At 73.1% G+C, this 17,941-nt stretch carries 18 protein-coding genes; 13 read left to right on the plus strand and 5 right to left on the minus strand.

Annotation, left to right across the window (positions count from 1 at the left end):
• Window positions 1–52 precede the first annotated feature (52 nt).
• The 5 genes from QT381_RS11380 to QT381_RS11400 all read left to right on the plus strand — a co-directional run bounded on the left by QT381_RS11380 (window position 53) and on the right by QT381_RS11400 (window position 5,179).
• Entirely contained in the window at window positions 53–652 is a 600-nt protein-coding gene (locus tag QT381_RS11380; RefSeq protein WP_289249061.1) for a CueP family metal-binding protein, read from the plus strand.
• Window positions 653–783: 131 nt separating this feature from the next.
• On the plus strand, window positions 784–1,773 hold the full coding sequence (locus tag QT381_RS11385; RefSeq protein ID WP_289249062.1) for a Gfo/Idh/MocA family protein: 990 nt from the start codon (window positions 784–786) through the stop codon (window positions 1,771–1,773).
• Between the two features lie 129 nt (window positions 1,774–1,902).
• Window positions 1,903–3,309 carry a D-alanyl-D-alanine carboxypeptidase gene (locus QT381_RS11390; RefSeq protein ID WP_289249063.1) on the plus strand — a complete coding sequence of 469 codons (1,407 nt, stop codon included), beginning with the start codon at window positions 1,903–1,905 and terminating at the stop codon, window positions 3,307–3,309.
• Window positions 3,310–3,543: 234 nt separating this feature from the next.
• On the plus strand, window positions 3,544–4,119 hold the full coding sequence (locus QT381_RS11395) for an isochorismatase family protein (protein ID WP_289249064.1): 576 nt from the start codon (window positions 3,544–3,546) through the stop codon (window positions 4,117–4,119).
• A gap of 259 nt (window positions 4,120–4,378) precedes the next feature.
• Window positions 4,379–5,179 carry a TrmH family RNA methyltransferase gene (locus QT381_RS11400; RefSeq protein ID WP_289249065.1) on the plus strand — a complete coding sequence of 267 codons (801 nt, stop codon included), beginning with the start codon at window positions 4,379–4,381 and terminating at the stop codon, window positions 5,177–5,179.
• A 137-nt stretch (window positions 5,180–5,316) separates the two neighbouring features.
• Here QT381_RS11400 and QT381_RS11405 read toward each other — a convergent pair whose 3' ends face one another.
• A complete protein-coding gene (locus tag QT381_RS11405) occupies window positions 5,317–5,706 on the minus strand; it encodes a DUF6855 family protein (protein ID WP_289249066.1) in 390 nt (129 codons plus the stop codon).
• Between the two features lie 205 nt (window positions 5,707–5,911).
• Between QT381_RS11405 and QT381_RS11410 the strand changes: the two genes are divergently transcribed.
• Window positions 5,912–7,168, plus strand: a complete 1,257-nt coding sequence (locus QT381_RS11410; protein WP_289249067.1) for a D-alanyl-D-alanine carboxypeptidase/D-alanyl-D-alanine-endopeptidase — start codon at window positions 5,912–5,914, stop codon at window positions 7,166–7,168.
• A 147-nt stretch (window positions 7,169–7,315) separates the two neighbouring features.
• On the opposite strand, the gene QT381_RS11415 is transcribed toward QT381_RS11410, so the two are convergent.
• Window positions 7,316–7,744, minus strand: a complete 429-nt coding sequence (locus QT381_RS11415) for a rhodanese-like domain-containing protein (RefSeq protein WP_289249068.1) — start codon at window positions 7,742–7,744, stop codon at window positions 7,316–7,318.
• Between the two features lie 93 nt (window positions 7,745–7,837).
• Here QT381_RS11415 and QT381_RS11420 point away from each other — a divergent pair, with 93 nt between their 5' ends.
• Window positions 7,838–8,296 (plus strand): Lrp/AsnC family transcriptional regulator, encoded by a 459-nt coding sequence (locus QT381_RS11420; RefSeq protein ID WP_289249069.1) that lies wholly within the window; start codon window positions 7,838–7,840, stop codon window positions 8,294–8,296.
• A gap of 109 nt (window positions 8,297–8,405) precedes the next feature.
• On the opposite strand, the gene QT381_RS11425 is transcribed toward QT381_RS11420, so the two are convergent.
• The 3 genes from QT381_RS11425 to QT381_RS11435 all read right to left on the minus strand — a co-directional run bounded on the left by QT381_RS11425 (window position 8,406) and on the right by QT381_RS11435 (window position 11,492).
• Window positions 8,406–8,795, minus strand: a complete 390-nt coding sequence (locus QT381_RS11425; RefSeq protein ID WP_289249070.1) for a RidA family protein — start codon at window positions 8,793–8,795, stop codon at window positions 8,406–8,408.
• A 349-nt stretch (window positions 8,796–9,144) separates the two neighbouring features.
• Window positions 9,145–11,142, minus strand: coding sequence for an ABC transporter ATP-binding protein (locus QT381_RS11430; RefSeq protein WP_289249071.1), 1,998 nt, complete (start codon window positions 11,140–11,142; stop codon window positions 9,145–9,147).
• A 137-nt stretch (window positions 11,143–11,279) separates the two neighbouring features.
• A complete protein-coding gene (locus QT381_RS11435; RefSeq protein ID WP_289249072.1) occupies window positions 11,280–11,492 on the minus strand; it encodes a hypothetical protein in 213 nt (70 codons plus the stop codon).
• Window positions 11,493–11,678: 186 nt separating this feature from the next.
• Here QT381_RS11435 and QT381_RS11440 point away from each other — a divergent pair, with 186 nt between their 5' ends.
• From QT381_RS11440 to QT381_RS11465, 6 genes are read left to right on the plus strand one after another with little or no spacing between them, the layout of a single operon-like run.
• A complete protein-coding gene (locus QT381_RS11440) occupies window positions 11,679–12,845 on the plus strand; it encodes an ABC transporter substrate-binding protein (RefSeq protein WP_289249073.1) in 1,167 nt (388 codons plus the stop codon).
• A gap of 4 nt (window positions 12,846–12,849) precedes the next feature.
• Complete coding sequence (locus QT381_RS11445) at window positions 12,850–14,652, plus strand: ABC transporter permease (protein WP_289249074.1); 1,803 nt, start codon at window positions 12,850–12,852, stop codon at window positions 14,650–14,652.
• Entirely contained in the window at window positions 14,649–15,524 is an 876-nt protein-coding gene (locus QT381_RS11450; protein ID WP_289249075.1) for an ABC transporter ATP-binding protein, read from the plus strand. The genes QT381_RS11445 and QT381_RS11450 overlap by 4 nt, the downstream gene beginning before the upstream one ends.
• Window positions 15,521–16,258, plus strand: coding sequence for an ABC transporter ATP-binding protein (locus QT381_RS11455; RefSeq protein ID WP_289249076.1), 738 nt, complete (start codon window positions 15,521–15,523; stop codon window positions 16,256–16,258). The genes QT381_RS11450 and QT381_RS11455 overlap by 4 nt, the downstream gene beginning before the upstream one ends.
• A complete protein-coding gene (locus QT381_RS11460; RefSeq protein ID WP_289249077.1) occupies window positions 16,255–17,295 on the plus strand; it encodes a putative FMN-dependent luciferase-like monooxygenase in 1,041 nt (346 codons plus the stop codon). The genes QT381_RS11455 and QT381_RS11460 overlap by 4 nt, the downstream gene beginning before the upstream one ends.
• Window positions 17,288–17,884, plus strand: coding sequence for a CMD domain protein (locus QT381_RS11465; protein ID WP_289249078.1), 597 nt, complete (start codon window positions 17,288–17,290; stop codon window positions 17,882–17,884). Before QT381_RS11460 ends, QT381_RS11465 begins: the two co-directional genes overlap by 8 nt.
• Window positions 17,885–17,941 lie beyond the last annotated feature (57 nt).

Here is a 17,941-nt window from a genome sequence, read left to right on the forward strand (position 1 = left end):
CGCAGGACCAACGGCACTGTCCGGTCGCGTCGCCGCGGAGCACGCTTCTCGCATGATCCGTGCCACGCTCGCGGTGCCGCTCGCCGCGCTCATCCTGCTCGCCCTCGGCGGTTGCTCCGCCGCCCCTGCTCCGACGCCCTCGGCGTCGCATTCCGCGCTCGGTGCTCAGGCCGACGCCGTCCTCGCGGAGTTCGGCATCGCGCCTCCGGCGAGCGCGAAGCAGCTGATCACCCGGCTCGAGGCGCTACCGGTGGCCGACCGTCCCGAGGGGCTCACCGCATCCGTCGGGGTCGACGCGCTCACGCTCGGCGACGGCTCGATGCGGACCGCCGTGCCGCTGCCGGCGGGCGAGTTCCATCTCTCGGTCGCGCCGTACCTCACGCGGTCGCACGACTGCTTCTACCACTCGCTCACGACCTGCACGGGGGAGCTCGGCGACACCCGCCTGCACGTGAGGATCGCCGACGCTGCACGCGGGACGGTGCTCGTCGACCACGACGTCACGACCTTCGCGAACGGGTACGTCGAACAGTGGCTGCCGGCCGGCCGTGAGCTCACGCTGACCGTCGACGACGGCAGGCACTCCGCCGTCGCCCGGGTCGGCACCGGCGCGGACGATCCGACCTGCGTCACGACGCTGCGGTTGCACTGACGCTGCGATTGCACATGACGCTGCGGTTGGGCTGACCCTGCGGCCGCGGCTGGGGTGCGTCGCGGCATCCGTCCACTGGCTAGGCTGGATCGGCCGCGGCATCCGTTGCCCGGGCGTTCGAAGGGGAGCACATGGCGGACGAGAAGAAGCTGCGCTGGGGCATCCTCGGCACGGGCGGGATCGCGCGCATGTTGACGAGCGATCTGCTCGTCAACGGGTTCACGGTGGCTGCCGCCGGGAGCCGTTCGCTGGAGAAGGCCCGGGCGTTCGCCGACGAGTTCGGCATCCCGCGCGCGCACGGCAGCTACGAGGAGCTCGTCGCCGACCCCGAGGTCGACATCGTCTACGTGGCGACGCCGCACGCGTTCCACCACCAGGATGCGCTGCTCGCGCTGCGCGCCGGCAAGCACGCGCTCGTCGAGAAGGCGTTCACGCTCAACGCGGTGCAGGCGCAGGAGCTCGCCGACGTGGCCGCCGACAACGGACTCGTCGTGCTCGAGGCGATGTGGACGCGATTCTTGCCGCACAGCGTGCGCCTGCGCGAGATCCTCGGCGCGGGCACGATCGGGGACGTGCGCACCGTCATCGCCGACCACACCCAGTCGCTCCCGCAGGATCCTGCGCACCGGATCCAGAACCTGGAGCTCGGCGGCGGCGCCCTGCTCGACCTCGGCATCTACCCGGTGTCGTTCGCGTGGGACGTGCTCGGCGCGCCGGCATCCGTCACCGCGATCGCGACGAAGACGCCGACCGGCGCCGACCGGCAGACCTCGATCCTGTTCGGCTACGACTCACTCGCGACGGCGGTGCTCACCACCTCGCTCGACGCTGCGGGCCCGAACCGGGCGGCGATCGTCGGCACGAAGGGCTGGATCGAGATCGACCGCGTGTTCTACGAGCCGACCTCGTTCACCGTCTACGCCACCGACGGCACCGTGCTCGAGCGCTGCACGAGCGAGGTGACCGGGCGCGGCATGCACTTCCAGGCCGCCGAGCTCGAGCGGCTCGTGCGGGCCGGGCTCACGGCGGGGGACGTCCTGCCGCCCGCCGAGTCGGTCGCCATCCTCGCGACGCTCGATGAGATCCGTCGGCAGATCGGGCTCGCGTACCCGGGCGAGTGACGCGTGCGTGCCGCGCGCGGCGCGCGTGGCGAGCGCGAGGCGTGCGGCGCGCGGATCGTCCGGCGGGGCGCCCGTCGCGCACGGATGCCGTCGAGTCCGCCCGAATCACGGCGCCCATATAGTGGTCGGGTGAGTTCGCCCGAGACCGCTCCGCGATCGGCGCGCGCACGCATCATCGCGGTCGTCGCCGGAGTCGTCGTCGCGATCGTCGCCCTCGGCGGCGGGGCATTCGCCGTCGGGTTCTCGAGCGCGACCCCGGCCGCGACCGCACCGGGAGACGGACGGACGACGGATGCCGCCCCGGCCGCCCGCGCGCGCCCCGCGACCCTGCCCGGGGACATCGCGTTCCCGACCTGCAGCGTGAGCGCGCAGGCGAAGGACGAGGCACTCGCCGACTTCGCCGGTATCGCGATCGACACGTCGACCGGCGACGCTCCGCTCTCCCGCGACGGCCGCGTCGGAGCCGCCCCCGGCGGCACCCAGCTGCTCGCGACCGCGGCGACCGCGCTCTCCGTGCTCGGACCCGACTACACGCTCGAGACGCGCGTGCTCGCCGGAGCGGATGCGACATCCGTGGTGCTCGTCGGCGGCGGCGACCCGACGCTGTCGCGCGTGGCCGCCGGGGCCAGCGTCTACCCGAACGCGCCGACGCTCGCCGACCTCGCGGCGCAGGTCAGGACGGCGCTCGGCGACGGGGTCGCCGGCATCACGACGATCGTGCTCGACTCGAGCTACTGGAGCTCGGACGACGCGTGGGACGACTCGTGGCCGACGAGCCTGCGCTCGGACGGCTACCTCTCCGAGGTGACCGCGCTGCAGACCGACGGCGATCGCAAGAACCCGGCCAATCCGAAGAGTGTGCGCAGCGACGACCCGGTGATGGCAGCGGGGCTGCGCTTCGCGAAGGCGCTCGGCGTGCCGGCCGCGACGCTGCAGCTCGGCACGGCACCGCCGGGGGCGGCCGAGCTCGGCTCCGTGCGGTCGCAGCCCGTGTCGAGCCTCGTCAAGACGATGCTCCAGCTCGGCGATGCGACCCTCGCCGAGTCGCTCGCGCGGGCGAGCTCGAAGGTCAGCGGCGGCGACGGCTCGCGCGCGTCCATCCAGGCGATCTACACCGGCGCGCTGACCCAGGCCGGTATCGACGCCACCGGTCAGACGTTCTACGACGGCTCCGGAACGAGCGCGAAGAACGCGGTGACGCCCGCGTTCTTCGCGCACCTGCTCGCGGCCGCCCGCTCGGGCACCGGCGACCTCGACGTGCTGTACAACTCGCTCAGCGTGCCGGGCGAACCGGGCACCCTCGAGAAGCGCTTCGCGAGCGACGCGACCTCGGCCGCCGGCGCCCACCTGCGCGGGATCGCGACCGCGATCCCCGGCGAGCGGACGCTCGCGGGCCTGCTCGACGCGGGCGATGGCACGTCGTTGGCGTTCGCGTTCACGGCGACCGGCAAGGGCGTCGGCAAGACGTCCGATGCCGGGTTCGAGAGGCTCATCGCGGCGATCGCCCAGTGCGGCGCCAACCTCACGAACAAGTAGCGCCGGGGTGTCGGCGCCGGTGACGGCGGCGCCGGTGGCGGCGGTGCCGGTGCTGGTGCTCGCGCCGGTGGCGGCGGTGCTGGTGCTGGTGCTCGCGCCGGTGGCGGCGGTGCTGGTGACGGCGGTGCTGGTGCTGGTGACGGCGGTGCTGGTGCTGGTGCTGGTGCTGGTGCTGGTGCTGGTGCTGGTGGCGCTGCTGGCATCCGCCCCGGGACCCGCTTCTACACTGGGGGCATGGCCCGGGCGCTGTTCATCATCGACGTGCAGAACGACTTCACCGAGGGCGGCGCGCTCGGCGTGGAGGGCGGCGACGCGGTCGCGGTCGGCGTCTCGCGACTGCTCGCATCGCATCCGGAGCGCTACGACCACGTGTTCGCCTCGCGCGACTGGCACGACGGCGACAACGACAACGGCGGGCATTTCGCGCACGGCACCCCGGACTTCGTCGACTCGTGGCCCGTGCACTGCGTCTCGGGCACTCCCGGCGCCGAGTACGACCCGGGCCTGGACACCTCGGACATCGACGTGCACGTGCGCAAGGGCATGGGCGAGCCCGCCTACTCGATCTTCGACGGCATCACCGACCAGGGCGGCACGGTGACCGAGGCGCTCGACGCGCTCGAGATCAGCGACGTCGACGTCGTCGGCATCGCGACGGACTACTGCGTGCGGGCCTCGGCGCTCGACGCCCTGGCCGCCGGACGCCGGGTGCGCGTGCTCACCGACCTCGTCGCCGGAGTCGCCCCCGAGTCGAGCGCGGCGGCGCTCGACGAGCTGCGGGCGGCCGGGGCCGAGATCGTCCCGTCGTGACCGGTGCGCCCGGGGTGGGCGTGGGCGGTGCGGGTGCGCCCGGCTCCCGACGATCGCTCTCGGCGACCCGAAAACGAAGGAGATCCGCGCCGGACGCGCCTTCATTGGCGGAGTTCGGGCCGCATCCGTATCGAACTCCTTCGTTTTCGGGACGCGCGGCGTCCGGTTCGAGACGCGCGGCGCCCGGTTCCCCGCGCGCATCGTCTTCGCGGCGCTGGTCGTCTTCGCGGCGAACGCCTTCGTTTTCGGGGTGCGCGCTGTGAGCCCGGTCATCGCGGTCGACTCGCTCGACGACCCGCGGCTCGTCGACTTCGCGCATCGCACGGATGTCGCCCTCAAGAAAGCGGACGGGCGCGGCGGTCCCGGCATCTACATCGCCGAGTCGGCGCTCGTACTCGGTCGGGCTCTCGCCGCCGGGCACCGGTGCCGCGCGGTGCTCGCCCTCGGCAGCGCGGTCGACGACGCCGTCGCACTCGTCGGCGACGAGGTGCCGGTGTACTCCGGCCCCGGCGAGATGCTCGCGTCGCTCACCGGCTACGTGCTGCACCGCGGGCTCATCGCGTCGATGGAGCGGCCCGCACTGCCCGCGCCGTCGTCGCTGCTCGAGGGCGCGCGCCGGGTGGTCGTGCTCGAGGACGTCGCCGATCCGACCAACGTCGGAGCGATCGTGCGGTCGGTCGCGGCGATCGGCGCCGACGCCCTGCTCATCGCGCCGCGCTGCTCCGACCCGCTGTACCGGCGCGCGATCCGGGTCTCGATGGGCACCGTGCTCCAGGTGCCGTGGACGCGCGTGGGCGATTGGCCGTCCACGCGGGAGCTGCTGCACGACGCGGGGTTCCACATCGCGGCTCTCGCGCTGTCCGACGACGCGGTCGAGCTCCGTGCGTTCGCGGCGTCCGCCCCCGAGCGCGTCGCACTCGTGCTCGGCGCGGAGGGCTACGGCCTGACCGAGGAGGCGATCGCGGCCGCCGACACGGTCGTCATGATCCCGATGGCGCACGGCATCGACTCGCTCAACGTCGCGGCGGCGTCGGCCGTCGCGATGTACGCGCTCGCGTAGCGCGGCGCGGGCGTGGGGTGGCGTGGCGCGGCGGGTGGGGTGGCGCGGGTGGCGCGGGTGGCGCGGCGCGGGTGGCGCGATGCGCGCGGATGCGGCGTAGCGCGGCGCGCGGGCGCGATGCGCGCGGATGCGGCGGCTCAGATCGCGCGGACGCGGTTGTTGCGCGGGTCGTGCGTGAGCTCGACGAGTCCGAGGCGCTCGAGCAGCGGCGGCAGGTACATGCCGAACCGGCCGCGATAGCCGTTACGCTGTCCGTACCAGCCGCCGACCGGGTTCCCCGGGTCGCGGCCGAACGCCTCGACGGTGCCGGGAGCGGCATCCTTCTTCTCGTCGGCCGCGCCGAGGTCGACCCAGTCCGCCCGCTCGACGAGCCAGGCGTGCAGGTCATCGACGGCGCGGGCCAGGTAGGTGAGCTTCGTGGATCCGACCCGGCACACCAGCAGCTCGCCGTCGCGGTGCATCGTGTACGCGCTCGACCCGGGAGCGGTGGTCAGCTGCCAGGGGTCATCGGGGGTGCCGTCGGTCATGCCCACACGGTACCGCGGCGCCGGCCCGCGCCCGGATCACGCGCCCGACGCGGCGGTGTCCGAAAACGAAGGAGCCTGCGCGCGATCGGGGCCGAGTCGGCCGCCGTTCGCCGCATCCGAGCCGCTTCTCCTTCGTTTTCGGGCGCCTTCGTTTTCGGGCGCCGCTCCCGCTCGGACCCGCTCGCGCTCGAACTAGGGTGAACGGATGCCGCGCCGCCCCCGCCTTCTCGCCGCGGTGCTCGCGGCACTGCTCGGGCTCGGTGCGGTCGTCGGGGGCGGGAGCGCTCCGGCCGTCGCGGCCTGCTCGATCGACGGGCTCGCGAAGGACGTGCGGCTCGCGAGCTTCAGCGGGTACGTCGTCGACGCCGACTCCGGGACGAAGCTGTTCAGCCAGCGGGGCGCGACGCCGCGGAGCACCGGCAGCATCCTGAAACTGCTCACCGGAACGGCCGCGATCGACGTGCTCGGCGCGAAGCACCGCATCGCGACGACCGTCGTGCGCGGCACGAAGCCCGGAACGGTCGTCCTCGTCGGGGGCGGCGATCCCACGCTCAGCCGGGTCGCGAACGGGTACTACCCGGGGGCCGCGCGGCTGTCGTCGCTCGCGAGGCAGGTGCGGCAGGCGATGCGCGGCCAGCGCATCCGGAAGGTCGTCGTCGACGCGACCCTGTGGGGCGACGCCGACGCGTGGGACCGAACCTGGAAGCCCAGCGAGCGGCGCATCGGCTACCTCGGCGAGACGAGCGCGCTGCAGGTCGACGGCGACCGGAACGATCCGCGTGCGAGCGTGAGCCCGCGCGGCACGCATCCGGACACCCGGGCCGGCCGCTGGTTCGCCCGGGCGCTCGGGGTGCCGAACGCGACCGTCGTGCGGGGCACGGCTCCCGCCGGAGCGCGGCGACTCGGCGTCGTGCGGTCGGCGCCCGTCGGCGCCCTCGTGCGCTTCATGCTGCGCGCGAGCGACGGGACGATCGCCGAGTCCCTCGCGCGACTGACCTCGCTCGCCGCGGGCGGGGACGGCTCGCGGCGCTCGCTCGACCACGTCGTGACCGCGTCGCTCGCGCGGTACGGACTGCCGACGGATGACGTGCGCGTCTACGACGGGTCGGGGCTCAGCACGAGGAACGCGGTCTCGCCGCGTTTCGTGACGCGGTTGCTGCGGGAGCTCCGCGCCGGCCCGCCTCGCCTGCGCGCCGTGTATCGCGGGCTCTCGATCGCCGGGCGCACGGGCGGCCTCGCCTCCCGGTTCACCGGCTCGTCCGCGATCGCCCGCGGGCGCGTGCTCGCGAAGACCGGATGGCTCGACACGGAGTACTCCCTCGCGGGGATCGTGCACGCCCGCGACGGCTCGACGCAGGCGTTCGCGTTCTACGCGATCGGCCCGCGGGTGCGTCCCGCCGCGAAGCGGGCGCTGGACGCGCTCGTCGCGGGGGTCTATCGCTGCGGTGCGGCGCTGTCCTGACGCGGTTCCCGAAAACGAAGGAGTTCGGGGCGTCCGGTGCGCGGATCCGGCCGTTTCGGCGCCGATCCGCTCGGATCTCCTTCGTTTTCGGGCGCCCCGGGTCGGGACGCCGGCGGTCAGGCGACGGATGCGGCCGGACGTCGGCGGTCAGGCGACGGATGCGACCGGTGCCGTGAGCGGGTCGGGCGGCCGGCGGGTGCGGCCGGCATCCGTCACGACCGCGAGCCCCTCGCGCGCCCAGTACTCGAAACCGCCGATGAGCTCGCGCACGCTGCGATAGCCGAGGGTCGCGAGCGTGAGGGCCGCGCGGGTGCTGCCGTTGCATCCGGGACCCCAGCAGTAGACGACGATCTCGGCGTCGAGGTCGGGGACGACCTCCGCCGCGCGCGACGCCAGCTCGGCGTTCGGCACGTGGATCGCGCCCGGGATGCGGCCCTGACGCCAGGCGTCGTGGGCCCGCACGTCGATCACGAGGGGCGCGACCCCGGTGGCGCGAGCCGCGGCGAGGTCGGACGGGTCGGTCTCGTAGGCGAGCTTGGCGGCGAAGAAGTCGGCCGCGCTGAGGGTCGTGTGCATGCCTCCATCGAAGCGGGCGCGCGCCACGGGCAGAAGGGGCATTGCCCGGCATCGTGCGGGTTGCGCCGCCGAACGCGCGGTAACCTGACGCTCATGCCGTCGAATCCGCGCCTCGATCTCGATGCCACCGATCACGCGATCATCGCGCAGCTCCAGACGGACGGACGGATGAGCGTCGCCCAGCTCGCCCGGGAGGTCTCGCTGTCGGCGAGCGCGACCGCCGAGCGCGTGCGACGGCTGACGGATGCGGGCGTCATCACGGGCTACTCGATCACCGTCGATCCCGAGGCGCTCGGCTACGCGGTCACCGCGTTCGTGCGGCTCGCGTACCCCTCGGGCAACTACAAGCCGTTCCACGACCTGGTCACGACGACGCCCGAGATCGTCGAGGCCCACCACGTCACGGGCGTGGACTGCTTCATCATCAAGGTGCACGCGCGCTCGATGCGCGACCTCGAGCGCATCACCGGTCGGCTCGCGACTCTCGGCGGCATCACGACGAGCGTCGTGTACTCGAGTCCGGTCCCGTCGCGGCACCTCGCGCCGGCCTGACCGCGGGTCAGTCCGGCACCTCGCGCCGGCCTGACCGCGGGTCAGTCCGGCACCTCGCGCCGGCCTGACCCCGGGTCAGTCCGGCAGTTCGCGCCGGCCCGACCCCGGGTCAGTCCGGCAGCGCCGCGATCGCCTCGATCTCGACGAGGGCGCCCGGGTTCGACGGCGCGACGCCGAGGACCGTGACGCACGTGCGCGCGGTCCACACGGCGCGGCTCGCGGCATACGCCTCGGTCGGATCGACGCCCGGGTCGAGGTAGATCGTGAGCTTGACGACGTGCTCGGGGGCGGCATCGGCGGCGGCGAGCACGGCGAGCACGTTCCGCAGGGCGCGCTCGGTCTGGGCGCCGAGTCCGCCCTCGACCAGGGCGCCGGTCTCGTCGACGCCGTTCTGGCCGCCGACGTAGAGCGTGCGGCCGGCCGGCGCGATCATGCCCTGCGGGAACGCGGGGCTCGTGAACAGCTCGGGCGGATCGATCGGGGTGGGCAGGGCGGTCATGGGCGGCATCCGTTCGCTCGGCGCCACCCGCCGGGGCGGCGGACGGCTGATGCCGCCGAGTCTGCTCCCCGCCCCCGACGATCGCGCGCCGCGCGCCGCACGCCGCACGCCGCACGCCGCGTCCCGCCGAGCGCGACCGGCCGAACGCGACCGGCCGAACTTGGTCGGCCGGCCGCGACCCCGCGACCCCGACGCGACCCCGGCGCGGTTCCCCGAAAACGAAGGAGAACGGCATCCGTTCGGCCCGAAAACGCCCCCGACGGACGCCCGCTGCCCCGAACTCCTTCGTTTTCGGGAGAGCGGGAGGGCGGGAGGGCGCGAGCGCGGGAGGGCGGGAGGGCGCGCAGGGTCAGACCAGGAGCTGGTGCTTCGCGAGCTCCGCGTAGAGCGGGGTAGAGCGCACGAGCTCCGAGTGCGTGCCGACACCGACCACGCGGCCGGCCTCGAGCACGACGATGCGGTCGGAGTCGACGACGGTCGAGAGGCGGTGCGCGATCACGAGCAGCGTGCGATCGCTCGCGACCGCGTCGATCGCCTCGCGCATGAGCTGCTCGTTGACCCCGTCGAGCGACGACGTCGACTCGTCGAGCAGCAGGATCGGGGGAGCCGCGAGCAGCGTCCGCGCGATCGCGAGCCGCTGGCGCTCGCCGCCGGAGAGCATGATGCCGTCCTCGCCGACCTGCGCGTCCAGGCCGAGCCCCGACCGCGACACGACGCCCGTGAGGTTCACCGCGGCGAGCACCGCGAGGCACTGCTCGTCCGTGGCCTGGGGCGCTGAGAGCAGCAGGTTGTCGCGGATCGTGCCGGCGAGCACGGGCGCGTCCTGCTCGACGTAGCCGATCTGCGCCCGCAGTTCGTCCCGGGGGATCGAACGGATGTCGATCCCGCCGAGCCGCACCGCGCCCGCGGTCGGATCGTAGAAGCGCTCGATGAGCGCGAGGATCGTCGACTTGCCCGCACCGGACGGGCCGACGAGTGCGACACGCTGCCCGCGCGGCACCGTGAACGAGACGCCGTGCAGCACGCCGTCGTCCCGCTGTCCGGCCGGAACGACCTCGGGAGGCCCCTCGCTCCCGGCCTCCGCGCCGAGCTCGCGCAGCATCGCGGCCCGCTCGCTGCGGGAGAGCTCGGCGCCCGCGGCATCCGCACCGGCGGGCACGGGATAGGCGAAAGCGACGTCGTCGAACGCGATCGCCGCATCCGTCGGCCCCGTTGCGGGCGTCTCGATCGTCGGCTGCGCGGCCGCGTCGCCCTCCGTCTCGCTCGGCAGCTCGATGATCTCCTGGATGCGGCCGACCGCGCCGAGCGCCTGGTTGACCGAGTTGAGGGCGCCGATCGCCTGGCCGAGCGGCATGATCATCATGAACAGGAACAGGATGAACGCCACGAGGCTCGCGATCGTGATCGCGCCGCTCGCGACGCGGTAGCCGCCGACGCCGAGCACGACGAGGAACGACACCTGCATCGCGATGAACGACAGCGGCACGATGACGGCCGAGGCGCTCGCGACCTTGACGCCCGCGCGGAAGGCGCGCTCGGCATCCGCGTCGATGCTCGCGACCTCGCGGTCGGTCGCGTTCGCGGCGCGCACGGTGCGGATGGCGCCGAGCGCGCGTTCCACGGATGACGCGAGGTCGCCGACGCGCGCCTGCTGTTCGGCGCTCGCCCGGCGCACGCGCCCGGAGAGCACGAGCACGACCGCGACGGTGATCGCGATCACGAGCACGGTGAGCCCGAGCAGCACCGGGTCGAGGATGAGCATCGCGACGAGCGCCCCGACGAACAGCACGACCGAGCCGAGCGCATCCGTGAGCCCCTGGGTCATGACCGCGTAGAGCAGCGTCGTGTCGCTGCCGACGCGCGAGACCAGGTCGCCCGTGCGGCGCGTGTCGTACTCGACGATCGGCAGGTGCAGCATCCGTGTCACGAGCCGCCGCCGGGCGGAGTAGACGACGCTCGTGCCCGCGCGCTGGAGCACGTAGTGCTGCACGCCGCTGATCACGCCGCCGACGGCGACGAGCGCGACGAGCGCCCAGACCAGCCCGCCGAGACCGGCGCCGGACTGCACGTCGGCGATGACCCTCGACACGAGCACGGGCTGCAGCAGCGACATGCCCGCCGAGACAAGGCTCAGCACGAGCGCGACGACGAGCGCCGTCCGGTGCTCGAGGAGGAACGGCAGCAGCTGGCGGAAGCTCGCGCGCGGACCCTCCTGCGGCGTACGGCGGCCGAATGGCGACCGACGGCCGGCGGGTGGCGTGCGGCGCCCGGGTGGCGTGCGGCGGTCGGCGGATGCGGCACTCGCCCGGCGTGGGGAGGTGCGGGAGGATGACGCGGCGGAGCTCATAGCGGTATCCAGTCTGCTGGGGCGGGGCACGGCATCCGTACTCCGCGAGGAGTCATCACGCGGTCGGCTCGCGCCGGCTCGGGGCGATCGCCGGGGCGCGGCGTCAGGCGCTCGCGGCGCTCGCGGCGCGCGCGGCGTCAGGCCTTGCCGTAGCGCTTGTGCACGGCCTGGCGGGTGACGCCGAGCGCGGTCGCGATGATCGGCCAGCTCATGCCGAGGTTGCGGGCCTTCCGCACGAGCGCCGCCTCGTGCCGGTCGAGCTCCGCGCGCATCCGGGCCACCGCGTGCAGGGCGGCGAGCGGGTTCTCGTCGCCGGCCTCCGCGGTCAGGGTTCGCATCGCATCCGTCATGTGTTCAACCGTAGTTGACGGATGCCGCAGTGTCAACCCGCATTGACAGGCCGTCATCGAGCGTCACACGAGTCGCCGCCCGGCGCCGGACTTTCCTATTCTCGCTGCAAGCCCGCGGCGCCTCGCTCGGCGGGCGCCCGGCATCGCAGCCCCGGCTGTCGCACAGTCGGAGAAAGAGTCCCCGCCATGATCCGTCCCGCCCGCATCGCGCCGATCGCCGCACTGGCGATCACCGTCACCGCCGCCCTCGCCGGCTGCAGCCTGGCCGGTGACGGCGGCACCCCGAGCGACGCCGCCTCCGACGGCAGCACCGTCTACTTCGGCGTCTCGTCCGCGACCACGGGCGACTACGCGGAGTACGGCAAGCAGTTCAAGGAGGCCTTCGACCTCGCGGTCGAGGAGGTCAACGCGGACGGCGGCATCGACGGCCACCCGGTCGCCCTCAAGTACGAGGACTCCCAGTCCGACCCGAAGCAGTCGGTCACGGTCGCCCAGAAGTTCGTCGACGACCCGCAGGTCATCCTCGCGTTCGGCGACTACTCGTCGTCGGCGTCCATCCCCGCGAGCCCGATCTACACGGCCGGCAAGCTCGTGCAGTACGGCTACAACAACTCGAACCCCGACTTCACCGCGAAGGGCTCCGAGTACCAGTGGTCGACCGCGATCACGACCGACGCGAACTACACCTGGACCGCCGACTACATCAAGGACCAGGGCGTCGACTCGGTCGGCGTCGCCTACCTCAACACCTCGGACTGGGGCATCCCGGCCTACAACGCGTTCAAGGCGGAGGCCGACAAGATCGGGCTCACGATCACCGACGCGGAGGGCGTCGACGCGACCTCCGACGACTACCGCCCCTCGCTCACCAAGGCCGTCGCGGGTGACCCCGACGCGTTCGTCGAGATCGGCTACGGCCCGGACGCCTCGAAGATCGTCACGCAACTGCGCGCGATCGGCTACGACGGCACCTTCTACGGCGGCCAGGACGAGGAGTCGTTCAACACGAACCCGGATGCCGAGGGCTCGATCATCGGCAGCGAGTTCGTCGCCGACAGCACCGACCCGGCGGTGCAGGCCTTCGTCTCGGCGTTCACCAAGAAGTACCCGGACGAGACCGGCGTGACCCTGTTCGAGGCGGGCGCCTACGACGCGCTGCACGTCGCGGTCGAGGCCGCGAAGGTCGGCGGCATCACGCGGGCGGGCATCCTCGAGGGCTTCCAGAAGCTCAAGGACGTGCCGAGCCTCGTCTACGGCACGATCACGTTCGACCCGACGACCCGCCGGGTCGCCTCGCCGAAGCTCACGCCCACGATCCTCACCGACGGGAAGTGGGCCGAGTACCAGGGCTGATTCCGTGCTCGACACTCTGATCGCCGGCCTGCTCCGGGGGAACGTCTACGCCCTCGGAGCGGTCGGCATCTCGCTCGTCTTCGGCGTCATGAACGTCGTCAACTTCGCGCAGTTCTCGTTCTTCGGGCTCGGCGCGATGCTCGCCTGGTTCTTCATCGTGCGGCTCGGCATGTCGTTCTGGCTCGCCCTGCCGCTCGTGCTCGTCGTGTGCGCCGCGCTCGGGCTCGTGATCAACCTCGCGGTCGTTCGCCCGCTCGCGCGGTTCCTGCCGCTCGCGGCGATGCTGTCGACGTACGCGGTCTCGCAGATCCTCGACAACGCGTCGCAGCTCGCCTTCGGCGCGCAGTTCCGGGTGTTCCCGGCCGTGCTGCCGACCACGAACCTCCGGATCGGCGCGATGCGCTTCGGCACGTCCGACCTCGTCATGCTCGGCATCACGGCCGCCGTGATGATCGGCATGACCCTGTTCCTCAAGTACGGCAAGCTCGGCCGCGGCATCCGTGCGACGGCGCAGGATGCGGAGGCGGCCCTCCAGGTCGGCATCCCCGTGGCGCGCGTGCAGCACGTGTCGTTCGTGGTCGCCTCCGCGCTCGGCGGGCTCGCCGGCGTGTTCTTCTCCATCTACATCGGCGTCGTGAACCCCACGTCGGGCCTCAACATCGGCATGACCGCGTTCGTCGCGGCGACGCTCGGCGGGCTCGGCTCGCTCGTCGGCGCGGTCATCGGCGGCTTCCTGCTCGGCACGCTCGAGGCGTTCGGCATCTACCTTTTCGGCGACACCGCCCGGCAGATCATCGTGTTCGTGGTGCTCCTGCTCGTGCTCATCATCCGTCCCGGCGGCCTGCTCGGGCGTGTGCCGCTGCTCTCGACCGAGCCGCTCACCGGCACGTTCCTCGGCAAGGGGCGGCCGTTCCGCATCCCGCGCTGGGGGTGGATCGCGGGCGCCGTCGTGATCGCGGTGCTCGTGCCGATCTTCGGGAACCGCTACGTGCTCACGACCGGCACCCAGGTGCTCGTCTACGCGATCATCGCCGCGGGCTTCACCGTCACCGCGGGACAGGCCGGCGTCGTGGCGCTCGGCCAGGCCGGCCCGATCGCGATCGGCGCCTACGCGTCGGCCGTGCTGACGCTCGTCGTGCACCTGCCGTTCTGGGTCGCCCTACCGCTGTCCGGGCTCGTCGCGGCGATCGTCGCCTCGGTGCTCGCCTCGCCGATCTGGGGGGTGCGCGGACACTACATCTCGATCGCGACGCTCGGGCTCGGGGTGGCGATCGTCGCGGTCATCCAGCTCGTCTACCCGAACGGGGTCTACGGCATCCCGGTGCCCTCGATCGGCGGCATCGCGCTCAACACGCCCCTCGCGTACTACCTCATCGACGTCGTCGTGCTCATCCTCACGCTCGTGGTGACCGGGCGCATCCGTCGCTCGCACCTCGGGCGGGTGATCTCCGCGGTCGGCTCGGACGAGGTCGCGGCGCTCGCCGCCGGCGTGCGGGTGCGCGACTACAAGGCGCTCGCGTTCGCGATCTCCGCGTTCTTCGCGGGGGTGGGCGGCTCGCTGCTCGCGCACCAGTACACCTATATCGACACGAGCATCTTCACGATGCTCATGTCGCTGCTCGTCGTCACGATCGTCATCCTCGGCGGGGTGAGCCTGCCGTACGGCGCGGTCGTCGGCTCGATCGTGCTCATCGGCGCCATGGAGCTGCTGCGCTTCACGCCCGAGCTGCGCATCATCGTCTACGGGCTCGTGCTCATCCTCGTGGTGCGGTTCCGTCCCGGAGGGGTGCTGGTGAGGAACGCATGACCGCGATCGCAACGGATGCCCCGCTCCTCGCGGTCGCGGGCCTCACCCGCCGATTCGCGGGCCTCACGGCCGTCGACGGCATCTCGTTCGCCGTCGCGCCGGGCGAGGTGGTGTCGATCATCGGCCCGAACGGCTCGGGCAAGACGACGACGCTCAACCTCGTCACGGGCACCATCCCGGCGCACGGCGGCACGATCGAGCTCGACGGCGTGCGCATCGACGGCGCCGACCCGGTGCGCATCGCCGAGCACGGCATCGCCCGCACGTTCCAGAACGGGCGGGTGTTCGCGACGCTCTCCGTCGCGGACAACATCGAGGTCGGCATCCACTCCACGCTGCGGGCCACGCGCCCGTTCCGGCGGATCGGCTCGCGCTTCCTGGTGCGCTGGATCCCGCTGCTCGGCGAGCTCGTCGTCGCGATCGTCGGCACACCGGCGGCGCGCCGCGAGCGACGGGAGATCGACGCGACGATCGCCACCGAGATCGACCGCTTCGAGGCGCGCCTCGGGCCGCGACGCGACGAGCCCGCCTACTCGCTCAGCTACGCGAACCGGCGCCGCACCGAGATCGCACGGGCGCTCGCGCCGGCCCCGCGGCTGCTCGTGCTCGACGAGCCGACCGCCGGCATGAACCAGTCGGAGACCGCCGAGGTGCTGCAGCAGCTGCTCGAGCTCAAGGCCGAGGGACAGTCGATCCTGCTCGTCGAGCACAAGCTCGACCTCGTCCTGACCGTGTCCGACCGGGTCATCGTGATGGACGGCGGGCGCATCATCGCCGAGGGCGACCCGCAGGCCGTGCGGCGCGACCCGGTCGTCATCGAGGCCTACCTGGGCCGCCGGCGCGGCCTCGGCGGCGAAGAGGAGGCGTCATGACGGCCGCGGAGCCGCTGCTGCGGCTCGACTCCGTCGACGTCTACTACGGCCACTTCCACGCGCTGCGCGGGGTGTCCATCGACGTGGGCGCGGGCGAGATCGTCTCACTGCTCGGCGGCAACGCCTCGGGCAAGTCGACGACCATGAAGACGATCCTCGGGCTCAACCGGGTTCGCTCCGGCACGATCAGCCTCGCGGGGCACGACGTGACCACGCGGCCGACGGCGGCGCGCGTCCGGGCGGGCATCGCATCCGTTCCCGAGGCGCGCCGGGTGTTCCCGCAGATGACCGTCGACGAGAACCTCATCGCCGGCGCCTACACGCGCCACGACCGGGCCGGCATCGCCGAGGACCTCGAGCGGATGCGGGAGCACTTCCCGCGCCTCGCCGAGCGTCGTCGTCAGGAGGCCGGGACGCTCTCCGGCGGCGAGCAGCAGATGCTCGCGTTCGCGCGGGCGCTCATGAGCCGGCCGCGCCTGGTCTGCATGGACGAGCCGACGATGGGCCTGTCGCCGAAGCTCGTCGACCAGGTGCTCGACGAAATCGCCCGCATCAACCGCGAGCTCGGTGTCGCGGTGCTGCTCGTCGAGCAGCAGGCGGAGCTCGCCCTGTCGATCGCCAGCCGCGGCTACGTGCTCGCGACGGGCGAGATCACGGTCGCCGGCTCGGCGCGCGACCTGCTCGACGACCCGCGCATCCAGGAGGCCTATCTCGGAAGGAGCGGGACCCCGTGACCCGTCAACGACTCGGATTCTTCACCCGCGTGCTCGACGAGGTCGCGCCCGCCGAGCGCTACCGGCTCGCGATCGAGCAGATCGCCCACGCCGAGGCCGTCGGCTTCGACACCGCGTGGGTGGCGCAGCACCACTTCCACGGCGACGAGGGCGGCCTGCCGTCGCCGCTCGTGCTGCTCGCGACCGCGGCCGCCCGCACCAGCCGGATCGTGCTCGGCACGAGCATCGTCACGCTGCCGCTCGAGGCCCCGCTGCGGGTCGCGGAGGATGCCGCGGTGCTCTCCCTGCTCTCCGGCGGGCGGTTCGAGCTCGGCATCGGCAGCGGGGGCACGCCGAGCTCGTTCGGCCCGTTCGGGCACGACCCCGCCGACCGCCCGGTGATCTACGCCCGGCACGCCGCACAGCTGCGGGCCGCGCTGCGCGGCGACGTGCTCACGAGCGACGGCGGCGGCCTGTACCCCGCGGCACCCGGCCTGCTCGACACGATCTGGGAGGCGACCTTCTCGGCGGCCGGTGCCGGGCGCATCGGCGCCGCGGCATCCGGTCTCATGCTGTCCAAGACGCAGCCGCACGACGCGGATGCCCCGGCCGGCCCCGGCGCGCTCTCCGCGACCCAGCGCCCGCTCGTCGACGCCCACCGAGCGGCCCTGCCCGCGGGCGTGCCGCCGCGCGTGTTCGGCTCGCGCAACCTCGTCGTCGTCGACGACGAGGCGACCGCGGAGCGGCTCGTGCAGCGCGGGATCGAGCGCTCGATCCCGGCCGCCCGCGCCCTCGGCGTCGACGTGCCGTCCGGGGCGACGACCGACGAGCTGCGGGCGCTGTTCGACCTCCACGTCGGCACGCCCGAACGGGTCGTCGAGGAGCTGAGCCACGACAGCGTGCTGCTCGGGGCGACCGACCTGGTGTTCCAATCGCATCCGGTCGACCCGCCGCACGACGTGCTGCTGCGCTCGCTCGAGCTCATCGCGACGCGCGTCGCGCCCGCGCTCGGCTGGACGCCGGCCGCCCATGCTCCGAAGGAGGATTCCCGTGTCTGACCTCATCGACGACCTCGCCGGCATCGCGCCGGGCAGCCCGCTCGACGTGCTGCGCTCGCGGCGCCCCACCGCTCGCCGCGACGTGCAGGCCAGCTACGACGCGCTCATCGCCGACCCGCGCGACCTCGGGCGGGCGAGCGCGGCGGAACGGATCGCCGTCGCCTACTGGGTCGCCGCGCTCAGCGGCGCCGCGCGCCTCGCCGAGCACTACCGCGGCCTGCTCGCCGGCCTGGACCCGGACGTCCTCGCGGCGATCGACGCGGCGCTGCCCGCCGCGACGACGACCGGTCCCGTCGGCAGCTACCCGCCCGGCCCGCTCAGCGTCGAGGACGAGGCGGCGCCGGAGTGGAGCGCGCCCGCCGGGATCGCCGCGGCGGGCGGCCCGCGCCTGGCCGCCGCCCTCGAGCACGCGCACCTCGTCACCTACCGGCCGCGCGACGCCTCGCCGGACGCCCTGCAGGCCCTGCTCGACGCGGGCTGGACGACCGACGGGATCGTGACGCTCTCGCAGCTCATCGCGTTCGTCCACTTCCAACTGAGGCTCGTCGCGGGCTTCACCGTGCTCGCGGCGCACGCGGAGGAGGACTGACATGACCGACCAGATCGTGCGCCGCCCCGGGCTCGTCGGGGGCTTCACCGTGCTCGC

Source organism: Galbitalea sp. SE-J8, assembly GCF_030345695.1.
Classification (GTDB): Bacteria; Actinomycetota; Actinomycetes; order Actinomycetales; family Microbacteriaceae; genus JAUASV01.

Bases quoted from the DNA above. Each gene is read 5' to 3' on its own strand.
- QT381_RS11380 (WP_289249061.1), top strand. From the start codon at position 53: ATGATCCGTGCCACGCTCGCGGTGCCGCTCGCCGCGCTCATCCTGCTC.
- QT381_RS11385 (WP_289249062.1), top strand. From the start codon at position 784: ATGGCGGACGAGAAGAAGCTGCGCTGGGGCATCCTCGGCACGGGCGGG.
- QT381_RS11395 (WP_289249064.1), top strand. From the start codon at position 3,544: ATGGCCCGGGCGCTGTTCATCATCGACGTGCAGAACGACTTCACCGAG.
- QT381_RS11405 (WP_289249066.1), bottom strand. From the start codon at position 5,706: ATGACCGACGGCACCCCCGATGACCCCTGGCAGCTGACCACCGCTCCC.
- QT381_RS11410 (WP_289249067.1), top strand. From the start codon at position 5,912: ATGCCGCGCCGCCCCCGCCTTCTCGCCGCGGTGCTCGCGGCACTGCTC.
- QT381_RS11415 (WP_289249068.1), bottom strand. From the start codon at position 7,744: ATGCACACGACCCTCAGCGCGGCCGACTTCTTCGCCGCCAAGCTCGCC.
- QT381_RS11420 (WP_289249069.1), top strand. From the start codon at position 7,838: ATGCCGTCGAATCCGCGCCTCGATCTCGATGCCACCGATCACGCGATC.
- QT381_RS11425 (WP_289249070.1), bottom strand. From the start codon at position 8,795: ATGACCGCCCTGCCCACCCCGATCGATCCGCCCGAGCTGTTCACGAGC.
- QT381_RS11430 (WP_289249071.1), bottom strand. From the start codon at position 11,142: ATGAGCTCCGCCGCGTCATCCTCCCGCACCTCCCCACGCCGGGCGAGT.
- QT381_RS11435 (WP_289249072.1), bottom strand. From the start codon at position 11,492: ATGACGGATGCGATGCGAACCCTGACCGCGGAGGCCGGCGACGAGAAC.
- QT381_RS11440 (WP_289249073.1), top strand. From the start codon at position 11,679: ATGATCCGTCCCGCCCGCATCGCGCCGATCGCCGCACTGGCGATCACC.
- QT381_RS11450 (WP_289249075.1), top strand. From the start codon at position 14,649: ATGACCGCGATCGCAACGGATGCCCCGCTCCTCGCGGTCGCGGGCCTC.
- QT381_RS11455 (WP_289249076.1), top strand. From the start codon at position 15,521: ATGACGGCCGCGGAGCCGCTGCTGCGGCTCGACTCCGTCGACGTCTAC.